The sequence below is a fragment of the Rhizobium sp. BK313 genome, assembly GCF_014193655.1.
GTDB lineage: Bacteria > Pseudomonadota > Alphaproteobacteria > Rhizobiales > Rhizobiaceae > Rhizobium.
Window position 1 is genome coordinate 978,490 of sequence record NZ_JACHZQ010000001.1, and the last position, 18,997, is coordinate 997,486.

Here is an 18,997-nt window from a genome sequence, read left to right on the forward strand (position 1 = left end):
TGAGCGTGAAATCCGTCTTAAAATCAGGCGGAAAGGAGAACACTCATGCCAACCCCGCAGGATGACGGCGACAACCGCGACAAACTCAATTCTGTCGTGGAGCCAAGTAAGCCGCGCATCCTGGAAGTCCTCGGGCCCGGGCTCATAACCGGCGCTTCAGATGACGACCCGAGCGGCATCGCTACTTACTCTCAGGTTGGAGCTCGCTTTGCCTACGGCGCGACCTGGACGCTGCTCTTTTCCTATCCTCTGATGGTGGCGATCCAGATCATAAGCGGAAGACTGGGGCGAACCACTGGTCGTGGCGTGGCCGGCAATCTCCGGAAATACTACGCCAGCGCGCTTGTGCTGCCCTGTGTCACGCTTCTGCTTCTCGCGAACACCATCAATATCGGTGCCGATGTCGGCGCGATGGGAGATGCCGCCAAGCTTGTGCTAGGCGGCTCGTCCCTGCTCTATGTCGTTATTTTCGGCCTCGCTTCCGCCGCGCTGCAGGTGTTTCTGAAATACGAACAGTATGTGCGCGTTCTCAAATGGCTGAGCCTGGCGCTACTCGCCTATGTGGCAACCCTCTTTGTCGTCAAAATCGACTGGACTGCATTCGCAGTGGGATTCTTCATCCCACATATCACATTTTCGGCAGACTTCCTGACGGCGATTGTTGCCATTTTCGGCACAACGATCAGCCCATATCTCTTTTTCTGGCAGGCTTCGGAGGAAGCGGAGGATCTGAAGGAAAAGCCAAAGCGCGACCCGCTCAAAGATCACCCCGAGCAAGCGCCGGAGGCCAATCAGCGGATTACACTGGATACATTCATTGGCATGGGGGTATCCAATTTCATCGCGCTTTCGATCATGGTAACGGCCGCCGCCACTCTGAACGCCCATAACATAACCGATATCAATAGTTCCGCGGACGCCGCCAAGGCTCTGGAGCCTATTGCCGGCAAATTCGGCGAAATCCTTTTTGTCATCGGCATTATCGGCACGGGCCTGCTTGCCGTGCCGGTTCTTGCCGGATCCGCTGCGTACGGTCTGGGCGAGGCCTTGAAATGGCCCACGGGACTGGCGCGAAAACCCAGGGAAGCAAAGGCTTTCTATTGGGCTATTACCGTTGCAACGATCCTGGGTGCTGCATTGAATTTTAGCAGCATCAATCCGATAGATGCTCTGTACTGGAGTGCGGTGATCAACGGAGTCGTCGCGGTCCCGATCATGGTCGTGATGATGCTGATGGCGACCAATTCAAAGGTTATGGGTGACCACACGATCGGGCCCTGGCTCCAATTTTTCGGATGGCTCTCGACCGCCGCCATGGCTCTTTGTGCCATTGGAATGGTTGCCGCATTTTTCATGAAATAAAAGTCAAAAGGCTCTCCCGCGCTTATTTCGACGCGCGGCGGGCCCAAGCATACGGAAGATGCCCGAGGCCACGACGAACGGCCTGGTGCTTTCGCGGCGGCAACGTTCCCCCGGTGATCTGCGGATCATCAGCGACACCGGAATCGCGGAATTATCCGGCGAAGCGAACTGTATAGGAACCAAATGTGCCGACAGCTGGTAGTTCGGCCTACGGCGCGAGCTATACGATCTAGAAATTGTCAGCCACCTCGCCCAGAGATTGCAGCACCAGACACTGAGGTCAGCCGGCGGTATCGGCTTGGTCGATAATCGCTAGAAACGATGCCTGCAAAGCCTGCTGGCCTTCGTGGTCGTCGGCCGGGGATTGTCATTCGGCGGTTTTATCATTCTCTGGATCACTGCGTGGCGCTCGTCAGCGCTTTGGCTGCTTGCCAAAGTCGTGCCGTAGCTCGTCCTTGGCACGCTCCAGCCTCGAAAGTCGGGACTTGGACAACTGTTTACCGGCGCGATTGATGTAGAACGTCAGCATCGACATCGCGGACTGGAATGCGGTTGCCTTTCGGCGGGGACTTTCCTCGGCAGAGTGTTTGAGCGAGTCCGCGATCTTCTTGGCGCTCCGTTGCTTGAAGACCCCGCCTTCAAGGTCCATCGCGTCGCTATTGTCGGTCACGCCCTGTGACCACTTCTGTTTTGATTTCTTTTTAGGCATGGGGAAACCTCCTCAAGATAGCGGCGCCATTGGCGGTGACGCCGTATCCAGTTCAATGATGGGAGTGCTGCTCGTTGCGTTTTCGGGTCGCAGCCGCCTTTTTGGCGGAAGCGGAACGCTCTTCCTTGGTTCTCGATGCCGCCGCCGCGCCGCCCTTGCGTCCACCGTTTTCCGAGGAGGCATGGTTATCGGCGTGGCCGCGGCCGGAGCCGGATTTCTTGCCGCCGCCGCTTTCCTTGTTGACGGTGGCCCAGGCACGGCGTTCGACTTCCTTCTCGGAAACGCCACGATCCTCGTAGCCTTCCTCGATGTGCTCGGCCTTGCGCTTCTGCTTGTCGGTATATGCCGACTTGTCACCTTGGGGCATTGAAAATCTCCTTGGGCTGATACGAAAAACGGGAAACAGTATTTGCGCGTCAAAGTTCCACCGAGCTTCCGTAGGCCGGCGGAACAACACCAAATCTACATCTGGCGATGCGTACTTCGAGGTCAGCATCAAGCAGGCGAGGAACGCTCCGGGCATTTTTGGTGCACGCGGAACCAATGCCAGTTGCTGGGGTTTGTTGCCTATACCCTCTGACCACGACATCGAAAGGCATTTCCATGACACAGACGACGTTCCGGGAACCGCCTCTGAGATTAATATCTTAGAGCACGCTTCAGGTCTGGGAGTCACAACCCAGATGCGGGCTTACGAAGATAGAGACTGAGCCAGTCGAGCGGTCGAACGACGTCCGATGTAAAGTCGAGGGAGGCAGAAACCACATTACCCAATCCGCCGTGCTCCTGCTACAAACGTATCAGAATCTGTGCGATCTCCGTCAGAGCCGTTGGATCTCGATCGCGCGGACGACGATCGCGTCCTGCCGAAACCGCTTCCAATTCCTTTCGATAAGACGACCACCATGAGCGGTCGAGGTCGTCGACCATAGCCTCCGCGACGACAATGCGATCATGTTCGACGTCCCCGTCGTCGTCCCAGAGACCTTCGGCGGGGGACTGGAGATGCAGGGTCACCCCGCCAAACTTGGTAGTTAGCTCGTCGCGAACAAGGTCGAGGTTCGTCCGGTTTCGACGGATGTGCGTCACGGGAAGAAGAATTTCGACAGGATAGGGCATGGACAGCCAACCGTTGTTCCGCCTGAAGGTTCCAAGGAGCGATGTGTTCGCCGTCGCGGTTACCCCTTTCGCACTTCTGTGCGCGACTTCACGCTCGACCCGAGTTCCACAGGTGATCCTTCAAGAGCCGGTTAGAAAGGAGGGGTGATGTCACATGCATGATTCAGCGGGTTGACAGTTCTTGCCCACCGTTCGGGATTGCATTCTTTCGGTGCGCGCTGCGTTTCCTGTTCAGCGCTAATCCTGGAGTGATTGCGTCCGATGGCAGACCATAAGCTTTTAACATACAAGCAAAAGCGGAACTTTAAGCCCTCCCGTAAGCCGAGCAGATCATCGCGACGGGTGCAACGCAGTCTGAACTCTCCGAAGCTTTTGCGTGTTGTGCTTATTGCGGGCCTTTATGCGGTCGTAAGCACGCGAACATCGCCGCGGCGATCGATGACATCGACCACAACCTGTTGGCCCGAGCGGCGAATGGCGACGTCGGCCGAGCCGGTACCAACCTGCAGGCGCCGCAAGATGACCTCATTGAGAAAAGCCGGTAGCCGCGGCTCGTTGAGGCTGATGAGCCGGCCGTTCGGCTCGAAATCGAGACCCAGGCAAGACTGCAGCAACAGGAGAGGGGCAGCCGCCGCCCAGGCTTGTGGCGAGCATGCGACCGGATAGAAGGTCGGGCCCTGCGCGCGCTGCCGCGACATCCCGCAAAAGAGTTCGGGGAGCCGCCGCAGATCGATATAGGTCGACGCCGCAAACAAGCCCTCGAAAATCCGAATGGCTTGAGCGCGGTAGCCATAACGAACGAGGCCACTGGCGATCAAGGCATTATCATGCGGCCAGATCGAGCCGTTATGATAGCTCATCGGATTATAGCGTGCTTCGCTTGAGGCGATTGTGCGAATTCCCCAGCCGCAGAACGACGAAGCGCCCATCAAGGTGTGGGCAACAACCTTCGCCCGTTCCGGATAGGCAATACCGGTAAACAACGCGTGGCCGGCATTGGAGGAGCGGACCCGGCAGGGACGCTTGTCTCCGTCGAGCGCCAGTGCGTAGGTGCCGAGTTCCTCGTCGAAGAAACCTACGTCGAAGATCCGGCGCAGCCCTTCCGCCCTTGCCAGGAATTTCGACGCGCGTTCCGGCCGCCCCAGCCATCGAAAGATCTCCGCCGCGGCCTCCCAGGCGCCATAGACATAGGCCTGCACCTCCGCGATCGCTATTGGCCCTTTGGCACGCGTCCCGTCTGCATGGAACACGGAGTCGTGGCTGTCCTTCCAGGCTTGGTTGATCAGCCCTTCTTCAGTCTGCCGACCATATTCGACGAAGCCATCGCCGTCGCGATCGCCGTATTCGTCGATCCACGTCAGTGCTGCCTCGATATTTGTGAGAATGGTCTCGAGGGTGGCAAGGTCCCCGGTGCGATTCAGGTATTCGCCTGCCAGCATGACAAACAGCGGTGTTGAATCGATGCTGCCGTAATAGCGCCGGAAGGGCACTTCGCCCAGTTCCGCCATTTCTCCGTAGCGGACCTCGTGCAGGATTTTGCCAGGCTCGGCATCAGACGCGGGATCGATCTCGGTCGCCTGATTAGCCGCCAGATGGCAGAGCACGCCTCGGGCGATATGCGGATCGAACCACAGCGTTTCCAGTGCGGTGATCAGGGCATCGCGTCCGAAGACGGTGCTGAACCATGGAATGCCGGCATAAGGGTAGGGGCCTTCCGGTTTGTCGGTCAGCAGCATGTATAGATCCGAGACGCTTCGCCGCGCGACCTCATTGAAAATGTCGTTGGACGTCACGATCGAGGCCGCGCGCGACGAAGAAGCGCGCAATGCCCGGCGGGCGTCACGCAGCCCCAGAAAGAAGGAACCTTGGCCCGGATCGCTTAGGGTATGGTCGCAGCCAATATCGAGAAAAAGTGATCTTGTGTCATGCGGCTCGAGAACGAGATTATAGATGATATGGTCACTGCCGATGTGGTCCGGTCGAGGGGCAAAGGACAGCCGGGCGAATCGCTTTCGGTCGTCAAGCCCCATATAAGAGAGCGTAACAGTGTCGTGCTCTATAACGGCGGGAAGGTGGTGGCCCTTCCGCGCTCTTGACGTCCCCCGGACCTCAAACAGATCGGCGAAATCGCTGGCAAAAGCTATTTCGACCCGCACATGCTGCCGCCGCTCGTCATAGTTTTTGACGGCCAGGCGTTCATAGCAGTGCTGGTTCCACAGGAAGCGTGTTCTACGAATGTGAATAAGATCGTGCGCAAGGACGAGTTTCCCCTTCTCGTCGAAGAGATCCGGATTGGTCAGATCGCAGGTCATTGTCGCATTATCGTCGCGGAGCGTCGACGACAGCAGCATCGGCCGCTTGCCGTTGATGGTCAGGAAAAGATGCGACAGATATCGCGTATCGCGGTGGAAAATGCCCTCCGGGCTGTCGGGCCCGGCGAGTGCATCCCCATTGTGATCGAACACGGCAAAGATGTCGCCGTGCTTGAGGGTAAGAGGCCGCCGCTCCTGCAAAGAAGCCGTCGCCGGAATGAAGAACTGGCCCCCTGGGGCGGCCGGGCCTGCCGACGCATCGGCTGGATTGCTGTCTGCAGAGATGCTCGCCATACCAACATGTCTCCTATGCCACGACCTGGAGATCAAGATCCTGTCCGTTGGCACGGCGCAACGGCGCCGCCTTGGTGCGAACACCGGGCAGATTGCGATAAATGTGGAGGTAATCGCGCGCCATTCGCCGAGCAGAGAAGCGCTTTTCGAAGGTCTCGCGTACCTTGCGACGATCCATACGCAGCGCCCATTCGACGTTCTCGGCGGCTTCCGTCACGCTATCGACCAGGATGCCCGAGATACCGTTGTCGACAACCTCGGGGACTGAACCACATCCGAAGGCAATCACCGGTGTGCCGCAGGCCATCGCTTCGATCATCACCAGTCCGAACGGCTCCGGCCAGTCGATCGGGAACAGCAGTGCGTCCGCATTGCCCAGAAACTCCGCCTTCTGATGTTCGTTGATCTCGCCGATGAACTCGACGTTCGGATGGCTCCTGATCATCGGCTCGATCATCGTTTCCCAATAAGCCTTGTCTGCATTGTCGATCTTTGCGGCCACCTTTAAGGGCATGCCAACTTTTGCAGCGATTTCGATCGCCCGGTCGGGTCGCTTTTCGGGAGATATCCGCCCCAGGAAGGCGAGGTAGTTGCCTTTGGGCTCCTTCGTGAAGGGCAGCATGTTGAGAGGCAGGCCATGATAGACCGTCCCCGACCAGTTGACCGGTGGCATTGGCCGGCGCTGGTCGATGGAAATCGACACCAAAGGAATATCGGAAAAGGCCCGGTAGAAAGGCTTGAGATCGGGCAGGTCCAGACGTCCATGCAATGTTGTGACCGTGCGATCGGCGAATTCCCGAATCAGGGGGAAATGCAAGAGATCGATGTGGAAGTGAAGTACATCGAATTCATGCGCCCGCCGCCGGATTTCCTCCAGCATCACAACCTGATGCGGCAGATGGTCTTTGATGGCCGGATTGAGCCGCAACGCGACATCCGAGCACGAAATCAGGCGCGCGTTGGTGAAGGAGTCGCCGCTGGCAAAAAGTGAGACGTCGTGGCCCTGGGCGACAAGTTCTTCGGTGAGATAGGAAACAATACGTTCGGTTCCCCCATAGAGTTTGGGCGGAACGCTCTCGGCGAGTGGGGCGATCTGAGCGATCTTCATCGGCAAAACCTCCTCAACTGAGTAAAGAGTCGACGGCAAAAACCGGGTTCGCGTCCTCGAAGAGGGACGCGGCAAGTCAGATAGGATCTCTACATCTCGAATAGCTGTCGGCGAAATTCTCCTTTCCGATAGCTGCATGGGCCAACCCCGCCAAACCGACGCGATCGCGGCCTGCGACGATGGGTCGTGGGGACGTCGAAGGAACTGGACGTGCTTTGCGTGGCAGATTGCTGATCACGCGCATCGAGGCTTCTTAGCGCTTCGATGATCTCATCGTAAGACACGGCTTTATCCGTGCCGGGATACAGACGAAGCGCTGGAATGGACTCGATGGCAAAGATATCGGACGCCCAGGAAGCAAGAATGGCGCGCTTCTCGTCATCGCTGATGTCGGCGGCGAGCACGTCGCGAGGGTGACCGAAATGACTTCCCGGATGAAGCAGATGCGCAGCGCTTATTGCTGCGTCCGCGTCCGGACTCTTTTTACTGTTGTTGATGTCCTCTCTCATTTTCTGGCTCCATAGATAAATCGATGGTTCCTGGGTTGATATTCCGGAACTTATCAAGATGCGCGTACCGCTCCTTACGAGCCACCGGTATGTCGGCGATTTTCATCGCCTCTGACAGTAGTGCGTCGCGCTCTCGCACGCCCCTGTTGAACAATCTGGCGACTGTTGTCGTCAGCGTTCCGATAGAGAACGGGTCGTCCGTTACCCCTTTCGCACGGGCAATCTCTTTTACGACGCTGGCGCACAGGCGCGCCTCTTCTTTCGACGGCAAGTTCAACGTCATTTAACGCTCCACATGCAGCCCGCCCCCGCGAAGGGGCGGGCCTCATCGACCGTTAGAAGTCCATTCCGGCGCCAGCCGGCATAGCCGGCGCAGTTTCCTTCTTCGGCTTCTCGGCGATCATCGCTTCCGTCGTCACCAGAAGACCGGCAACGGAGGCGGCATCCTGGAGCGCGGTGCGAACGACCTTGGCGGGGTCGATGACGCCCATGGCGTAGAGATCACCATATTCGCCGGTCTGAGCGTTCCAGCCGAATGAGAAATCAGCCTTCTCACGGAGCTTGCCGACGACCACCGAGCCTTCGGCGCCGGCATTCTCGGCAATCTGACGGACAGGAGCCTCAATTGCGCGACGGACGATCTCGACGCCGACCTTCTGGTCCTGGTTGGCGGTCGTGAGATTGTCGAGTGCCTTGACGGCCCGCAGCAACGCCACCCCACCACCCGGCAGGATGCCTTCCTCGACCGCTGCGCGGGTTGCATGCAGCGCATCATCGACTCGATCCTTCTTTTCCTTCACTTCTACTTCCGTCGAGCCGCCGACGCGGATGACAGCGACACCGCCCGCCAGCTTGGCAAGACGTTCCTGCAGCTTCTCGCGGTCGTAATCGGAGCTGGTCTCCTCGATTTGCGCGCGGATCTGGGCAACGCGCCCATCGATTTCCGATTTCGAGCCGACGCCATCGATGATGGTGGTGTTCTCTTTCTCGATCGCCACCTTCTTGGCACGGCCGAGCATATTAAGCGTGACGTTTTCCAGCTTGATACCGAGATCTTCGGAGATCACGGTGCCGCCGGTCAGGATGGCGATGTCTTCGAGCATGGCCTTGCGGCGATCGCCGAAGCCGGGAGCCTTGACGGCAGCGATCTTGAGGCCGCCGCGCAGCTTGTTGACCACGAGCGTTGCAAGAGCCTCGCCTTCGACGTCTTCAGCGATGATCAGCAGCGGCTTGCCGGACTGGACGACCGCTTCAAGCACCGGCAGCATCGACTGCAGGTTAGAGAGCTTCTTTTCGTGGATCAGGATATAGGGATCCTCGAACTCGACGCGCATCCTGTCCTGATTGGTGACGAAGTAAGGCGAAAGATAACCGCGGTCGAACTGCATGCCTTCGACGACTTCCAGTTCGGTTTCAGCGGTCTTGGCTTCTTCAACGGTGATGACACCCTCGTTGCCGACCTTCTCCATTGCTTCCGCGAGAAAGCGGCCGATCTCATCGTCGCCATTGGCCGAGATGGTGCCGACCTGAGCGATCTCGGAGTTGTTGGAGATCTTGCGGGCGTTGGTCTTCAGTTCCTTGACGACAGCGTCGACGGCAAGATCGATACCGCGTTTCAGGTCCATCGGATTCATGCCGGAGGCCACAGCCTTGGCACCTTCCTTGACGATCGCCTGGGCAAGGACAGTCGCCGTTGTGGTGCCGTCCCCGGCTAGATCGTTCGTCTTCGACGCCACTTCGCGCAGCATCTGGGCGCCCATGTTCTCGAACTTGTCTTCCAGTTCGATTTCCTTGGCGACGGTGACGCCGTCCTTGGTGATACGCGGCGCGCCGAACGACTTATCGATCACGACGTTCCGACCTTTCGGACCGAGCGTGACCTTCACGGCGTTGGCCAGCACATCGACCCCACGCAGCATGCGTCCACGGGCATCGGTGTGGAATTTGACTTCTTTCGCAGCCATTTTTTCACTCCTTCGATAGGCAGCTATTTGACTGATAGGTTGAATTAAAGACTTATTGCTTCAGGCGGCTTGCTTCTGTTCCGCCTGGGCTTCGATGATGCCCATGACATCGCTTTCCTTCATGATCAGCAGGTCTTCGCCGTTGATCTTGATCTCGGTGCCGGACCATTTTCCGAACAGGATGCGATCGCCGGCCTTCACGTCGAGCGCCTGGATCTGGCCGGCCTCATTGCGCGTGCCGGGACCGACGGCGATGACCTCGCCTTCCTGCGGCTTTTCCTTGGCAGTGTCGGGAATGATGATGCCGCCCTTGGTCTTTTCTTCGGATTCGACCCGGCGGACGAGAATGCGATCATGAAGCGGTCGGAACGACATGTTTTCCTCCGTTGAGCAAAAAAGATGACGTTGATCCCTGGCCGGACCGGATGACCAGTCCGGGCGGGTACGAACCTCGAATGAGCGTTCGCGAGGAAAATTTATTTTCGGGATTTTTCGATTTCAAGAGGTCAGAATGAAAAAATTAGCACTCGTGTTACATGGCTGCTAACACACTGGAAAGAAACAGCAAAGCTTAGAGGAGCGTTCAGAAATCAGTTGATGACCGCAAAATTTTGCGCCACTTTTGCAATGTCATGAAACGGAGATGAAGCATGCAATTCTCATCGGATCTGGAGCGTCAGCTCAATGGCTATGGTCTCACCACCGCGCACATCCTCTACCGCATTCCCGATTTCGAATCCGTGCTGCAAACCTACGTCTGGCAGGACTACGATCTCGCACCTGATTTTCCCGAAATGCACAGGTTCCTGGACTTCTGGCGCGACAGCCTCGACGGGCCGCTGCATTCCGTCCGTTACACCCACCAGCGCCTGATCGGACCGAATGAATGGCGCCGTGTCGAAGGCGAGTTCAAGCTGCACTGAGGTCTTGAATCCGGATTTTTCTCTTCTTAGCTGTTTCGCGATCGAGGCTAGATGAGCTCGGTCGCATCGCACGTCGGTTCAGAGTGAGACAGATATGGAAGAGAAGATCAAGATTATCGAAAACCTCAGCATCGAAGAACGCGAAGAGGTCTTTGTCGATATCGCACGCGTCCTTGAAGGGACTGCACGTGAAGCCTTTGTTGAGGGTGAGCGCCGCTTCGCTGTGCTTTCCGCCAATATGGCCGAGGCGATCCGTATCAATGCCGACGAGTTGGCGCGCGACGATGTGCGGAACGCCACGCGCGTACTGCAGCAGGCGACGGCCATGATCTCGCGGTTCAATGCCGTACATCCCTATCGGATGACGAGTCACTCAGTCCACTAAAGATGTGAACCCGCCAGGAATTCTGAGTCCGCCCGCCACCAAGGTTTGAGCCTATCGACTGCCAAATTACGATAGCAACCCCCGCTCTGGCGCGCACAATTAGGGAGTTGATGGAGACTTTCGCTGAATGTGGAGCGAGCCGTGTCGTCGGCAATCGCAGTTGGTGTCGGCGCAGCGCTGCTGGCAGACGCTTACGCTTCAAAGCATGAGCGGAATGACGTTGATGCTGCTGGCGGCCGGAGGATTGCCGTTCGCCGATTCCATGAGCGAATGTTTTGTTGGAATGCGCAGAACGAGAATCGTAACCGATGTTCCGCCATCATGCTCGCCTTTGGGAAGGTGCCATCGAAATCGCCGCAGGTGGAAGATGGTCTTCGGCCTCCAGGGCGAGACGCTTGTCATGCGGATCGAGCGATCACCCTTCGTGAGCCCAAAGACTTGAAAGCGTCGAGCGCCAGGCCCACAGTCCGCTGGACCTCAGGGATCATGCTGGACCTAATGTCGGCTGAAACCTCGATCTACCCCTTAAGCGGCGCGTCAGAGTGCGAAGGAAACGTTTCTTCGCATGACGCCACATTGCGCCAATGGGAGCTAAGCCATTACTCGCACTCTGCTCATCCTCTCTCAGCTGGACAAAGCTAAGTGAGAAGTCGTCCAGCCATTTTTCGTGTCAGAGACTTGAACAAAGATCGGCCTTTTACCAAATCAAAAACACCAACCTGACGGCCAGTACTCTCAAACCCGTATCGAAAAAGACGAGCCAAGACAGGAGGTTCTAATGGCGCGTGGCATGTTTGAGAAGCCCATTCACCTCAGTGAAAGAAATTGTAAACCAGGAAGAGGCGCGCGACCGGAGTTTTTCTCGCAGGTCGTGCCCTTTTTCCCCGCGAGTGACAGCAACTTTTTCGATCTGTTGCGGGCGCTAGGCGAATTGGAACTGCCGGAGGACTGCCATGCAGCAGCAGCTTAGTAGAAAGCGAGCTCCCAGGGGCGCCGGCCATATCAAGGATCTAGTTGCCGCAGTGTCGCTCCTTCTGAAAATCGCGTTCAATGTGATCTTTTGGAAGGTTATGCACAGTAAGCGAGCCTCAGACGTGGCGTTCGATCGCTCGTGATTGCCAGACCAGAAGATTAAGCGGTGCAAACATTCGAGGGGTCGCACTCGCTTTTCGTTCCTTTTGAGTACCACCCATTGCGATCGACCCAGGGGACGGACAGCCTCCCCGGGCGACTAGTGCCCTGTACCCTGTCGGACGCCGGCAAGCGCGAATTCGCGCACTTGCGCCGAGCGCTCAACAAAAAAATAATGGAGCTACTTGCTGGGCGGCCGGTAAGACGCGGCTGACCCAATGACCTTTCGAACTCGCGAAACCCACCACCGCCTCTTCTTTCAAAACACTGAATCTCATTCGGCAGCTGCACCAAGGCTGTGGAAGATGGTCTGCTGATGAAACGGGCACATGACGTCATTTCAGCGTTTTGTAAAATGACTGGATAAATGCAGGGAGGATTTCATGCTTAAGCCGTCTCAGTATAGCGTTGAGAAAGAAAAGACCTGCGGCGAGTACACCGTGACCACCATTGAAAAATGGTCGAGTGACGAAGAGAGAGAGAGAGTACTTCACTGACGAAGAGAAGCTGACTCTTATGCAAGGAGGAGCAACGCCGGCTCGGGCTGGGCTGGTGATACGCTAGGAAGCGTGCGTTGCACACGGGTCGACCGCGCCTTGAAAGTTGGCTGTCGTAGATCCTCCCAGGCGCGCCCCAAACAGCTGCCCCTGACAAGGCAAGCGGGGGCAACGGACGCATGATCCTCGGTCCGCAGCATCGAGCGAACGCCTTCGCAGCGAGTGCCGCCTCGACATACGCGGTAGGGGCGAGCTCGGCGCTTCCATGGGAAGAATAGCGCAGCGCATCTACGCTTTGCAATACCGAACTCACGATGACCCGGATACGGCCAGCGATGGAGAAACGCCGCAAACGCTGCGTTCGGTTCGTCTCTCATAGCAAAGCGACAGCAGATCCCGCCACGAGGACCTGTCCACCAAAAATAGGTGGACACCAAATCATGGACGATACTACTAAACTGCTGGTGTAGACTGTTGGTCGTGACAGCCGCCGTCGATATGACCCTACCTCTCGAGATGAGCTCGTCGCACGGCGTGAATGCCAATCTCGTTCGGAAGTGGATAAAGAAGGCCAGAGAGGAGCGTCCTTGCCTTTGGTCTCGGCATCCAGTTCATATTGCTCCAGATATCTCAGCAGCGAAGGCGCTCGTTAGACCGATTGCGCGGCGAAGGATATGTGTTCTCCTGCGCTGAATAAGCGCATAAGGTTTTTTCGGGCGACCGTCATAAAAAGGGCTAGCCGAAGCGGGGTAAGGTACGGTCATCAACAAGGATGCCCGCCACCCTCAATATTCTTTCGCTTCCGGAGTTCCCGCGGCTCGACTTCCCGCCGATCTCCGTCGGAGACGGAACCAAACAATCCGTCGACGTGTTAAAGCTTTACTGTCAGGAGGCTGAGATGGATCTGGTTACGACACTAGCAGCATGCTTTGCAGCTTGCTCGTTTGTCTTCATAGTTCTCACGCTGCATTGAACTCCCCCGCATCTTCATCCATTTCTCGGATTGAGCGCCGACCGCAGGTAACCCCTCGGCGCTGCAGTCGACATAGGCAGCCCGGTTGGACCGATCTCGAATCTGTTACTTTCCGTATTTGTTCGGGTCCCCAACTAATGGGTGATTGCCAAACGCACGCCGAAACGCACAGTATAGAAACCACCTTGGCGGCGGCGCGAGCGGTTTCAGCTTCAATGCCCTTTTATAATAGTGAACGTAGCCTTGATAGTTTGGGTCCCTGATCCAAGGCAGTCGCCCCTCCGCGATTTTGACAGGAACCGTGCCGCAGGCTCTGCGTTTCCTGCGTGCAATCTCGACGGAGTCCGCGATATGGACCAAACACGACGAGACGACGATGCTTGGGCAAGGCGATTTTCCAGCCGTGCGCTGGAGGATGAGCATGTCCAGCATCTGCGGTCACTTCCAGCGTTTGAAGCGCCATCCAAACCAGATGCCAGACTTCAGACCCTTCTGGAGAGGCTGGCGCAGGCTGAAGCTAAGGGAAGCGATATATAATCCTTCGCTGCTCGACCTCTAAAGCTCAACGCGCCTGCAATGGCTTCACCGCCTCGCTCCACTTGGCGAGCTCCCTAGGCGTCGCGTTGACGATATCCTGGGATTTGCTGATCAATCAAGGCCTCTCATCATTTTGAGCCCAAAATCTGGGGCGCCGCGGCGCGTCGAATTGATGTAGGAGAAGCGAATGACGCGAGTTCGGTTGGCTGGGCAGCGACAGGACCGAGGCGGCGTAATATCACGCAACCGTGCGGCTCGAGCTGCGACGAAGCGATTTTGACTAGCCACTCTAGCCCGCTGACCACTTGCTCCCTGTTGGCCTCATCCGAAAAAGCTGATTTCCTTCAGGCCAGCTTCCGGTGGGACGGCTGGCCGGAACCCTTCACGGCATGGCGGAGCAAAAGGCTACCTGGGACTTCAAAAGTTGAGATGATCTGAACTCCGGCGGCAAGCTGGTGCTAGTTCGCCGGGGGTGTCCATTGGAGAGTGATGAGCAGCGGGGGGAGGCTAACGAGAACCGGCTTCGATTCGATCACGGCAGTCTCGATCTGACATCTCGCGCGACACCAACGAGCAGCAGGAACGATTCGTCGGGCGCTGTTCGGGAAGGCTGCTCTAGCACGAGACGAGACGCTTTCCCGCTGCCACCCTCCGCGAGTACGTTTCCTGACCGAAGTCTTGATCCTGCAGATCCCGGTGCCATCTTGAATTCGTATGGCCGCCGCCAAGAGCGGTCTTTTCGGAGGAGATAACAATGTCGGAAAAGTGGAATATACCAATCGAGGTCGGCTTCGGCGTGTCGGGATACAGAACCGTGAATGGTCCATTCGACGCGATGATTGTCCTAACGGACCTATGGCCAAAGAGATCCGGCCAGCGCTTTATCAAAGCTCGCAATGCCTGTAGAGCAGCCATTGCTGGTCGCATCGGTGTTGAGGATGCCCGAAGAGAGTTTCTCGCCGCAGCAGAAGAGGCCGAACTCAGCACCCACTAAGGTCGAAGTATTATTCGAGGTGTTGTTCCCCTTAGTCGCCCGCGCGACGCTGTTCCAGTCCGCAGCGTTCCACGACCTCGCCCAAACTGGACCTCGATACGCCTCTACAAGGGTCGGACGCCTCAGCAAAAGTAATACACGTGCTGCGAAGGACAGCGGCTGAAAATCGCGATGGAGTGCAGCATCCTCTGGACAAGTGCGTCGCTTTCCGATGGGCCGACACTCCCGCCTGTCCCCGCGGTTAGCTGGATACACGGGAGGCTAAAAAGTCCAAAACCAACTAAGTTAAGGTGCTCCTGAGGCCGGCGGTCGCTTCGCGAAGAGCGGCCCAAAGTGGCTGCCGCCGCAGCAGCGCCTTAGGTCCACCCTTTGCGGAGGAGGCGTGGTTTTCGGCCTGACCTCGGCCGGATCCGCATTTTTTGCCACCGCCCCTTTCATTGTTGAGAGTGGCCCAGGCGCGGCGCTCCGCTTCCTTTTCGGAAACGCCACGATCTTCTAGCCTTCCTCGATGTGCTCGGCCTTGCGCTTCTGCTAGTCGCCATAGGCGGACTTTTTGCCCTGGGGGTCTGGAATGTCGCCTTCGCTGATGTGAGACTTGAAACGCATGGAAATCCCTGGTCTCCGACCAAAGTTCCGCACTTCGCCATCTCGCACGGCGGCCGTCACGCCCAGACCGATCGAACGTTCGCTTCACGAGATGTTAAATTTCGGAACCAGCCTCGCGCTCCGAAGTTTTTAGTCGGGATCGCAGGGGCGATCTCGAACAACCCAAGGAGGATCCTGCCTGCATCGTAACCGCGTGATGGCCGGAAAGGGTTGTGGACTCGTGACCGTCCTAGCGCCGCCATCACAGCCACTTGAGGCTCAACGCCAGCGATCTATATCCTTTCACCTCTAAGTCACGCTGCACAGGTAGGACATGTCCGAAAGATCACATGAAGTGGAGACCATCGACGCGCCGCGCATTTCCAGCGGTGTGGAGGGGCTTAATCTCATCCTTGAGGGTGGCCTGGATGAAAACCGCTTGTACCTCTACGAGGGCCGCCCCGGCACAGGCAAAACCACGATAGCTCTGCAATTCCTCCTAGAAGGCGTCCGGCAAGGGGAGCAGGTGCTGTATATCACGCTGTCGGAGACGGAACGCGAACTGCAGCTTGTCGCCAAACGCCACGGCTGGTCCCTCGACGGCGTCACCCTCTTCGAGCTTGTTCCTCCGGAAACGACGCTCGATCCGGATCGCGAACTCACGGTGTTTCACCCGGCGGAGATGGAACTGAACGAGACGACGAAGCTCATCCTCGACCGGGTGTCCGAGCTCAACCCAAAGCGGGTCGTTATCGACAGCCTGTCCGAGTTGCGTCTGCTTGCCCATAGTCCCCTGCGATACCGGCGACAGGTGCTTGCGCTGAAGCACTATTTCACCAGCCGGCAATGTACAGTCATTCTTCTCGACGATTTGTCGTCTCAGCAAAACGACCTTCAGCTTCATTCCATTGCGCACGGTGTCGTCCTGCTGGAGCAGACCGCGATCGATTACGGCGCAGAGCGGCGGCGTCTGCGGGTCGTAAAAATGCGCGGCGTCAAGTATCGCGGGGGTTATCATGATTTTATCATCGAGAAGGGCGGGCTCCACGTCTTCCCCCGGCTGATCGCAGCGGATCACCATAATGCATTTGAGGAGGAGTTTACCTCGAGCGGCATCGCAGAACTCGATCAGATGCTGGGTGGCGGGCTCGAACGGGGGACAAATGCCTTGTTTCTCGGCGCGGCCGGCGTAGGCAAGTCGTCGCTCGCGCTGACCTATGCGTTGGCAGCTGCCGACCGGGGCGAGCACGCCGTCATTTACGCTTTCGACGAAGGACGAGGAACCCTGCAGGCGCGAGCCAGGACTCTCGGCTTCGATTTGCAGGCACATCTGCAAAGCGGGATGATCCGCTTGCAGCAGATCGATCCGGCGGAAATGTCGCCAGGCGAATTCACGGCCAACGTCCAGAGAAGCGTCGAGAACGACGGTGCCCGCGTCATCGTTATCGACAGCTTGAACGGCTACATGAATGCAATGCCGGACGAGCGTTTCCTGATCCTGCAGATGCACGAATTGCTGACCTATCTCGGGCAGCGCGGTGTCATGACGATCCTTGTTCTCGCTCAACATGGGCTCGTCGGTCCTCTCGAAGCGCCGCTCGACCTGAGCTACCTCAGCGATGCCGTTGTGATGCTGCGTTATTTCGAGGTGAACGGCACGGTGCGTCGTGCGATCTCGGTCGTCAAAAAGCGAAGCGGCAAGCACGAGCATAGCGTTCGCGAATTCAGCCTGTCGGATAAAGGGATTCGGCTTGGGCCGCCGACGGCCGGCTTCATTGGCGTGCTGGCGGGATCGCCCCATTTTACCGCGGCTCCAGCAGTGAGTTCAACTAACGGACATGATAGCGTTGAGTGAATCCGAGCCCGACCCAGTTCTCGTTTTTGCGCCGGTCGGCAGGGATGCGGCCGCTTCGGTCGACCTGCTCGCGCGCAATGGGATCGCTGCAAAAGCCTGTCGCGATCTTTCTGCTTTCGTGGCAGCACTTGAAGCAGGAGCTTCAGCAGCGTTTCTTGCCGAAGAAGCGCTGTTTGGAACACATGCCAGCTCGTTATACAAATGGGTCTTCGACCAACCCCCGTGGTCGGATCTTCCCTTCATCCTCCTCACAAGCCGCCAGGAACAAGTGGGCATCGAAGCATGGCGGCAGGAGCTGATTGCCAGGTTACGCAATGTTGCTCTTCTGGAGCGGCCGGTCCAGGCGCTGTCACTGGTCAGCACGATACAGGCAGCGCTTCGTGCACGAACGCGGCAGCTGGAACTTCGCGCGTTGCTCGAGGAACGCGAGCGTTCCGCACAGGAGCTTGAGCAACTCGTCGTGGCCCGAACACAGGAGCTCGAAGCGGCCAACAAGGCCCTGCGCGACCAGATGCGCGTTCGGGCACAGGTCGAGGAGAAACTTCGTCAGGCGCAGAAGATAGAGGCAATCGGCCAGTTGACGGGTGGCGTTGCTCACGACTTCAACAACCTCCTCATGGTCATTTCCGGCGGCCTCGAAATGCTTGATCGGCAGGCGGACCCGGCGAGGCGCAAGCGGCTGATGGACGGCATGCGGCAGGCTGCTGAAAGAGGATCGGGCCTGACACGACAGCTGCTGGCCTTCTCCCGGCGTCAGGATCTCAAACCGCAAACCGTCGACCTGGCGCGGCAGATCGGCGGCATGCGCGAGTTGCTCGACCGGAGCTTGAGGGGCGACGTCCACGTCGTCATTGATCTCTCACCAGACCTGTGGCCGGTCGAGGTCGATGCCAGCGAACTCGAACTCGTGGTTTTAAACCTCTCGGTCAATGCGCGCGACGCGATGCCAAAGGGGGGCACGATTAAGATCACTGCTGAGAATGAGGCGGCACGGGCAGAAGGCAGCGGTCAAGGAGACTTTGTCCGCCTCGTCATCGCCGACGATGGTTGCGGAATGACACCTGAGGTGCAGGCGAGGGTATTCGAGCCTTTCTTCACCACGAAGGACATCGGCAAGGGGTCGGGCCTTGGTCTCGCGCAGGTTCACGGGTTTGCTCAGCAGTCCGGTGGGAAAGTAGAGATCGAAAGTGAAGTGGGGAAAGGAACCACGATCTCGCTGTTGTTGCCGCGCTCCCCGAACAGTCCTGCGTCTGATCAGCACAACCTTGTCGATTTGCATGTCGCGAGCAGGCGGGCAGAAGCAGCCGGCAACGTGCTGCTGGTGGAAGATGACGACGAAGTCGCTGCGCTCGTTGCTCAGATGCTCGACGAGCTGGGATTTCAGGTGGTGCGGGCGGCGACAGCTGCAGCTGCACTTGGCGCCTTGGCCAACGGCCGCACCGTCGACCTCGTGTTCTCGGACATCATGATGCCAGGCGGGATGAACGGCGTGGAGCTCGCGAGGGAGATCCGCCTGCGTCGCAACGATCTGCCCATCCTGCTGACCAGCGGTTATTCGGAGGCGGCCAAACAAGCGGCGGAGGCACAGGGGATTAAGATCCTGCGCAAGCCCTATCAAATGGCCGAACTCGAAGAGGCGCTCCGGCAAACTATGGCCGGTGAAGACAGCACTTGAGCCTGCATCACGCGCCAGCTCTTGTCGGTTGCCCATTGCTTGGATACTCGCACATCTTTTCAATG

General features: G+C 57.8%; 15 protein-coding genes and 1 pseudogene. 6 read left to right on the forward strand and 10 right to left on the reverse strand.

Going from position 1 to position 18,997, the window contains the following annotated elements; genetic code table 11:
• The first annotated feature begins 45 nt into the window (after positions 1 to 45).
• A complete protein-coding gene (locus FHT86_RS04665) occupies positions 46 to 1,362 on the forward strand; it encodes an NRAMP family divalent metal transporter (protein ID WP_133705729.1) in 1,317 nt (438 codons plus the stop codon).
• Between the two features lie 412 nt (positions 1,363 to 1,774).
• Here the strand turns inward: FHT86_RS04665 and FHT86_RS04670 are convergent, their stop codons facing one another.
• From FHT86_RS04670 to groES, 9 genes are all read right to left on the reverse strand, one after another.
• The gene (locus FHT86_RS04670) at positions 1,775 to 2,071 is read right to left on the reverse strand and encodes a DUF3175 domain-containing protein (protein ID WP_133705730.1); all 297 of its coding nucleotides are present in this window, start codon (positions 2,069 to 2,071) and stop codon (positions 1,775 to 1,777) included.
• 52 nt (positions 2,072 to 2,123) lie between these two features.
• Entirely contained in the window at positions 2,124 to 2,438 is a 315-nt protein-coding gene (locus tag FHT86_RS04675) for a plasmid stabilization protein (RefSeq protein ID WP_133705731.1), read from the reverse strand.
• 422 nt (positions 2,439 to 2,860) lie between these two features.
• Positions 2,861 to 3,190: a hypothetical protein gene (locus FHT86_RS04680; RefSeq protein WP_409527566.1), complete on the reverse strand. Its 330-nt coding sequence runs from the start codon at positions 3,188 to 3,190 to the stop codon at positions 2,861 to 2,863.
• Between the two features lie 398 nt (positions 3,191 to 3,588).
• Positions 3,589 to 5,796 (reverse strand): amylo-alpha-1,6-glucosidase, encoded by a 2,208-nt coding sequence (locus FHT86_RS04685; protein WP_133705732.1) that lies wholly within the window; start codon positions 5,794 to 5,796, stop codon positions 3,589 to 3,591.
• Positions 5,797 to 5,809: 13 nt separating this feature from the next.
• Entirely contained in the window at positions 5,810 to 6,904 is a 1,095-nt protein-coding gene (locus FHT86_RS04690) for a glycosyltransferase family 4 protein (protein ID WP_133705733.1), read from the reverse strand.
• Between the two features lie 89 nt (positions 6,905 to 6,993).
• Complete coding sequence (locus FHT86_RS04695; protein ID WP_133705734.1) at positions 6,994 to 7,413, reverse strand: hypothetical protein; 420 nt, start codon at positions 7,411 to 7,413, stop codon at positions 6,994 to 6,996.
• Positions 7,388 to 7,696, reverse strand: a complete 309-nt coding sequence (locus FHT86_RS04700) for a hypothetical protein (protein WP_246779388.1) — start codon at positions 7,694 to 7,696, stop codon at positions 7,388 to 7,390. The genes FHT86_RS04695 and FHT86_RS04700 overlap by 26 nt, the downstream gene beginning before the upstream one ends.
• 52 nt (positions 7,697 to 7,748) lie before the next feature.
• Entirely contained in the window at positions 7,749 to 9,377 is a 1,629-nt protein-coding gene (groL, locus tag FHT86_RS04705) for a chaperonin GroEL (protein ID WP_133705735.1), read from the reverse strand.
• A gap of 60 nt (positions 9,378 to 9,437) precedes the next feature.
• Positions 9,438 to 9,752, reverse strand: coding sequence for a co-chaperone GroES (groES, locus tag FHT86_RS04710; protein WP_133705736.1), 315 nt, complete (start codon positions 9,750 to 9,752; stop codon positions 9,438 to 9,440).
• Between the two features lie 275 nt (positions 9,753 to 10,027).
• On the opposite strand from groES, the gene FHT86_RS04715 reads away from it, so the two are divergent.
• From FHT86_RS04715 to FHT86_RS04725, 3 genes are all read left to right on the forward strand, one after another.
• On the forward strand, positions 10,028 to 10,300 hold the full coding sequence (locus tag FHT86_RS04715; protein ID WP_133705737.1) for an usg protein: 273 nt from the start codon (positions 10,028 to 10,030) through the stop codon (positions 10,298 to 10,300).
• A 94-nt stretch (positions 10,301 to 10,394) separates the two neighbouring features.
• Positions 10,395 to 10,685 (forward strand): hypothetical protein, encoded by a 291-nt coding sequence (locus FHT86_RS04720; RefSeq protein ID WP_133705738.1) that lies wholly within the window; start codon positions 10,395 to 10,397, stop codon positions 10,683 to 10,685.
• Positions 10,686 to 14,577: 3,892 nt separating this feature from the next.
• The gene (locus tag FHT86_RS04725) at positions 14,578 to 14,817 is read left to right on the forward strand and encodes a DUF982 domain-containing protein (protein ID WP_133705739.1); all 240 of its coding nucleotides are present in this window, start codon (positions 14,578 to 14,580) and stop codon (positions 14,815 to 14,817) included.
• A gap of 280 nt (positions 14,818 to 15,097) precedes the next feature.
• Here FHT86_RS04725 and FHT86_RS38625 read toward each other — a convergent pair.
• Positions 15,098 to 15,327 (reverse strand): annotated as a pseudogene (locus FHT86_RS38625) (plasmid stabilization protein).
• Positions 15,328 to 15,736: 409 nt separating this feature from the next.
• Between FHT86_RS38625 and FHT86_RS04730 the strand changes: the two are divergent.
• Together FHT86_RS04730 and FHT86_RS04735 are read left to right on the forward strand one after the other, a co-directional pair.
• Positions 15,737 to 17,257 (forward strand): ATPase domain-containing protein, encoded by a 1,521-nt coding sequence (locus FHT86_RS04730; RefSeq protein WP_133705740.1) that lies wholly within the window; start codon positions 15,737 to 15,739, stop codon positions 17,255 to 17,257.
• Positions 17,250 to 18,932 carry an ATP-binding protein gene (locus tag FHT86_RS04735; protein WP_246779389.1) on the forward strand — a complete coding sequence of 561 codons (1,683 nt, stop codon included), beginning with the start codon at positions 17,250 to 17,252 and terminating at the stop codon, positions 18,930 to 18,932. Before FHT86_RS04730 ends, FHT86_RS04735 begins: the two co-directional genes overlap by 8 nt.
• Positions 18,933 to 18,997: the final 65 nt, after the last annotated feature.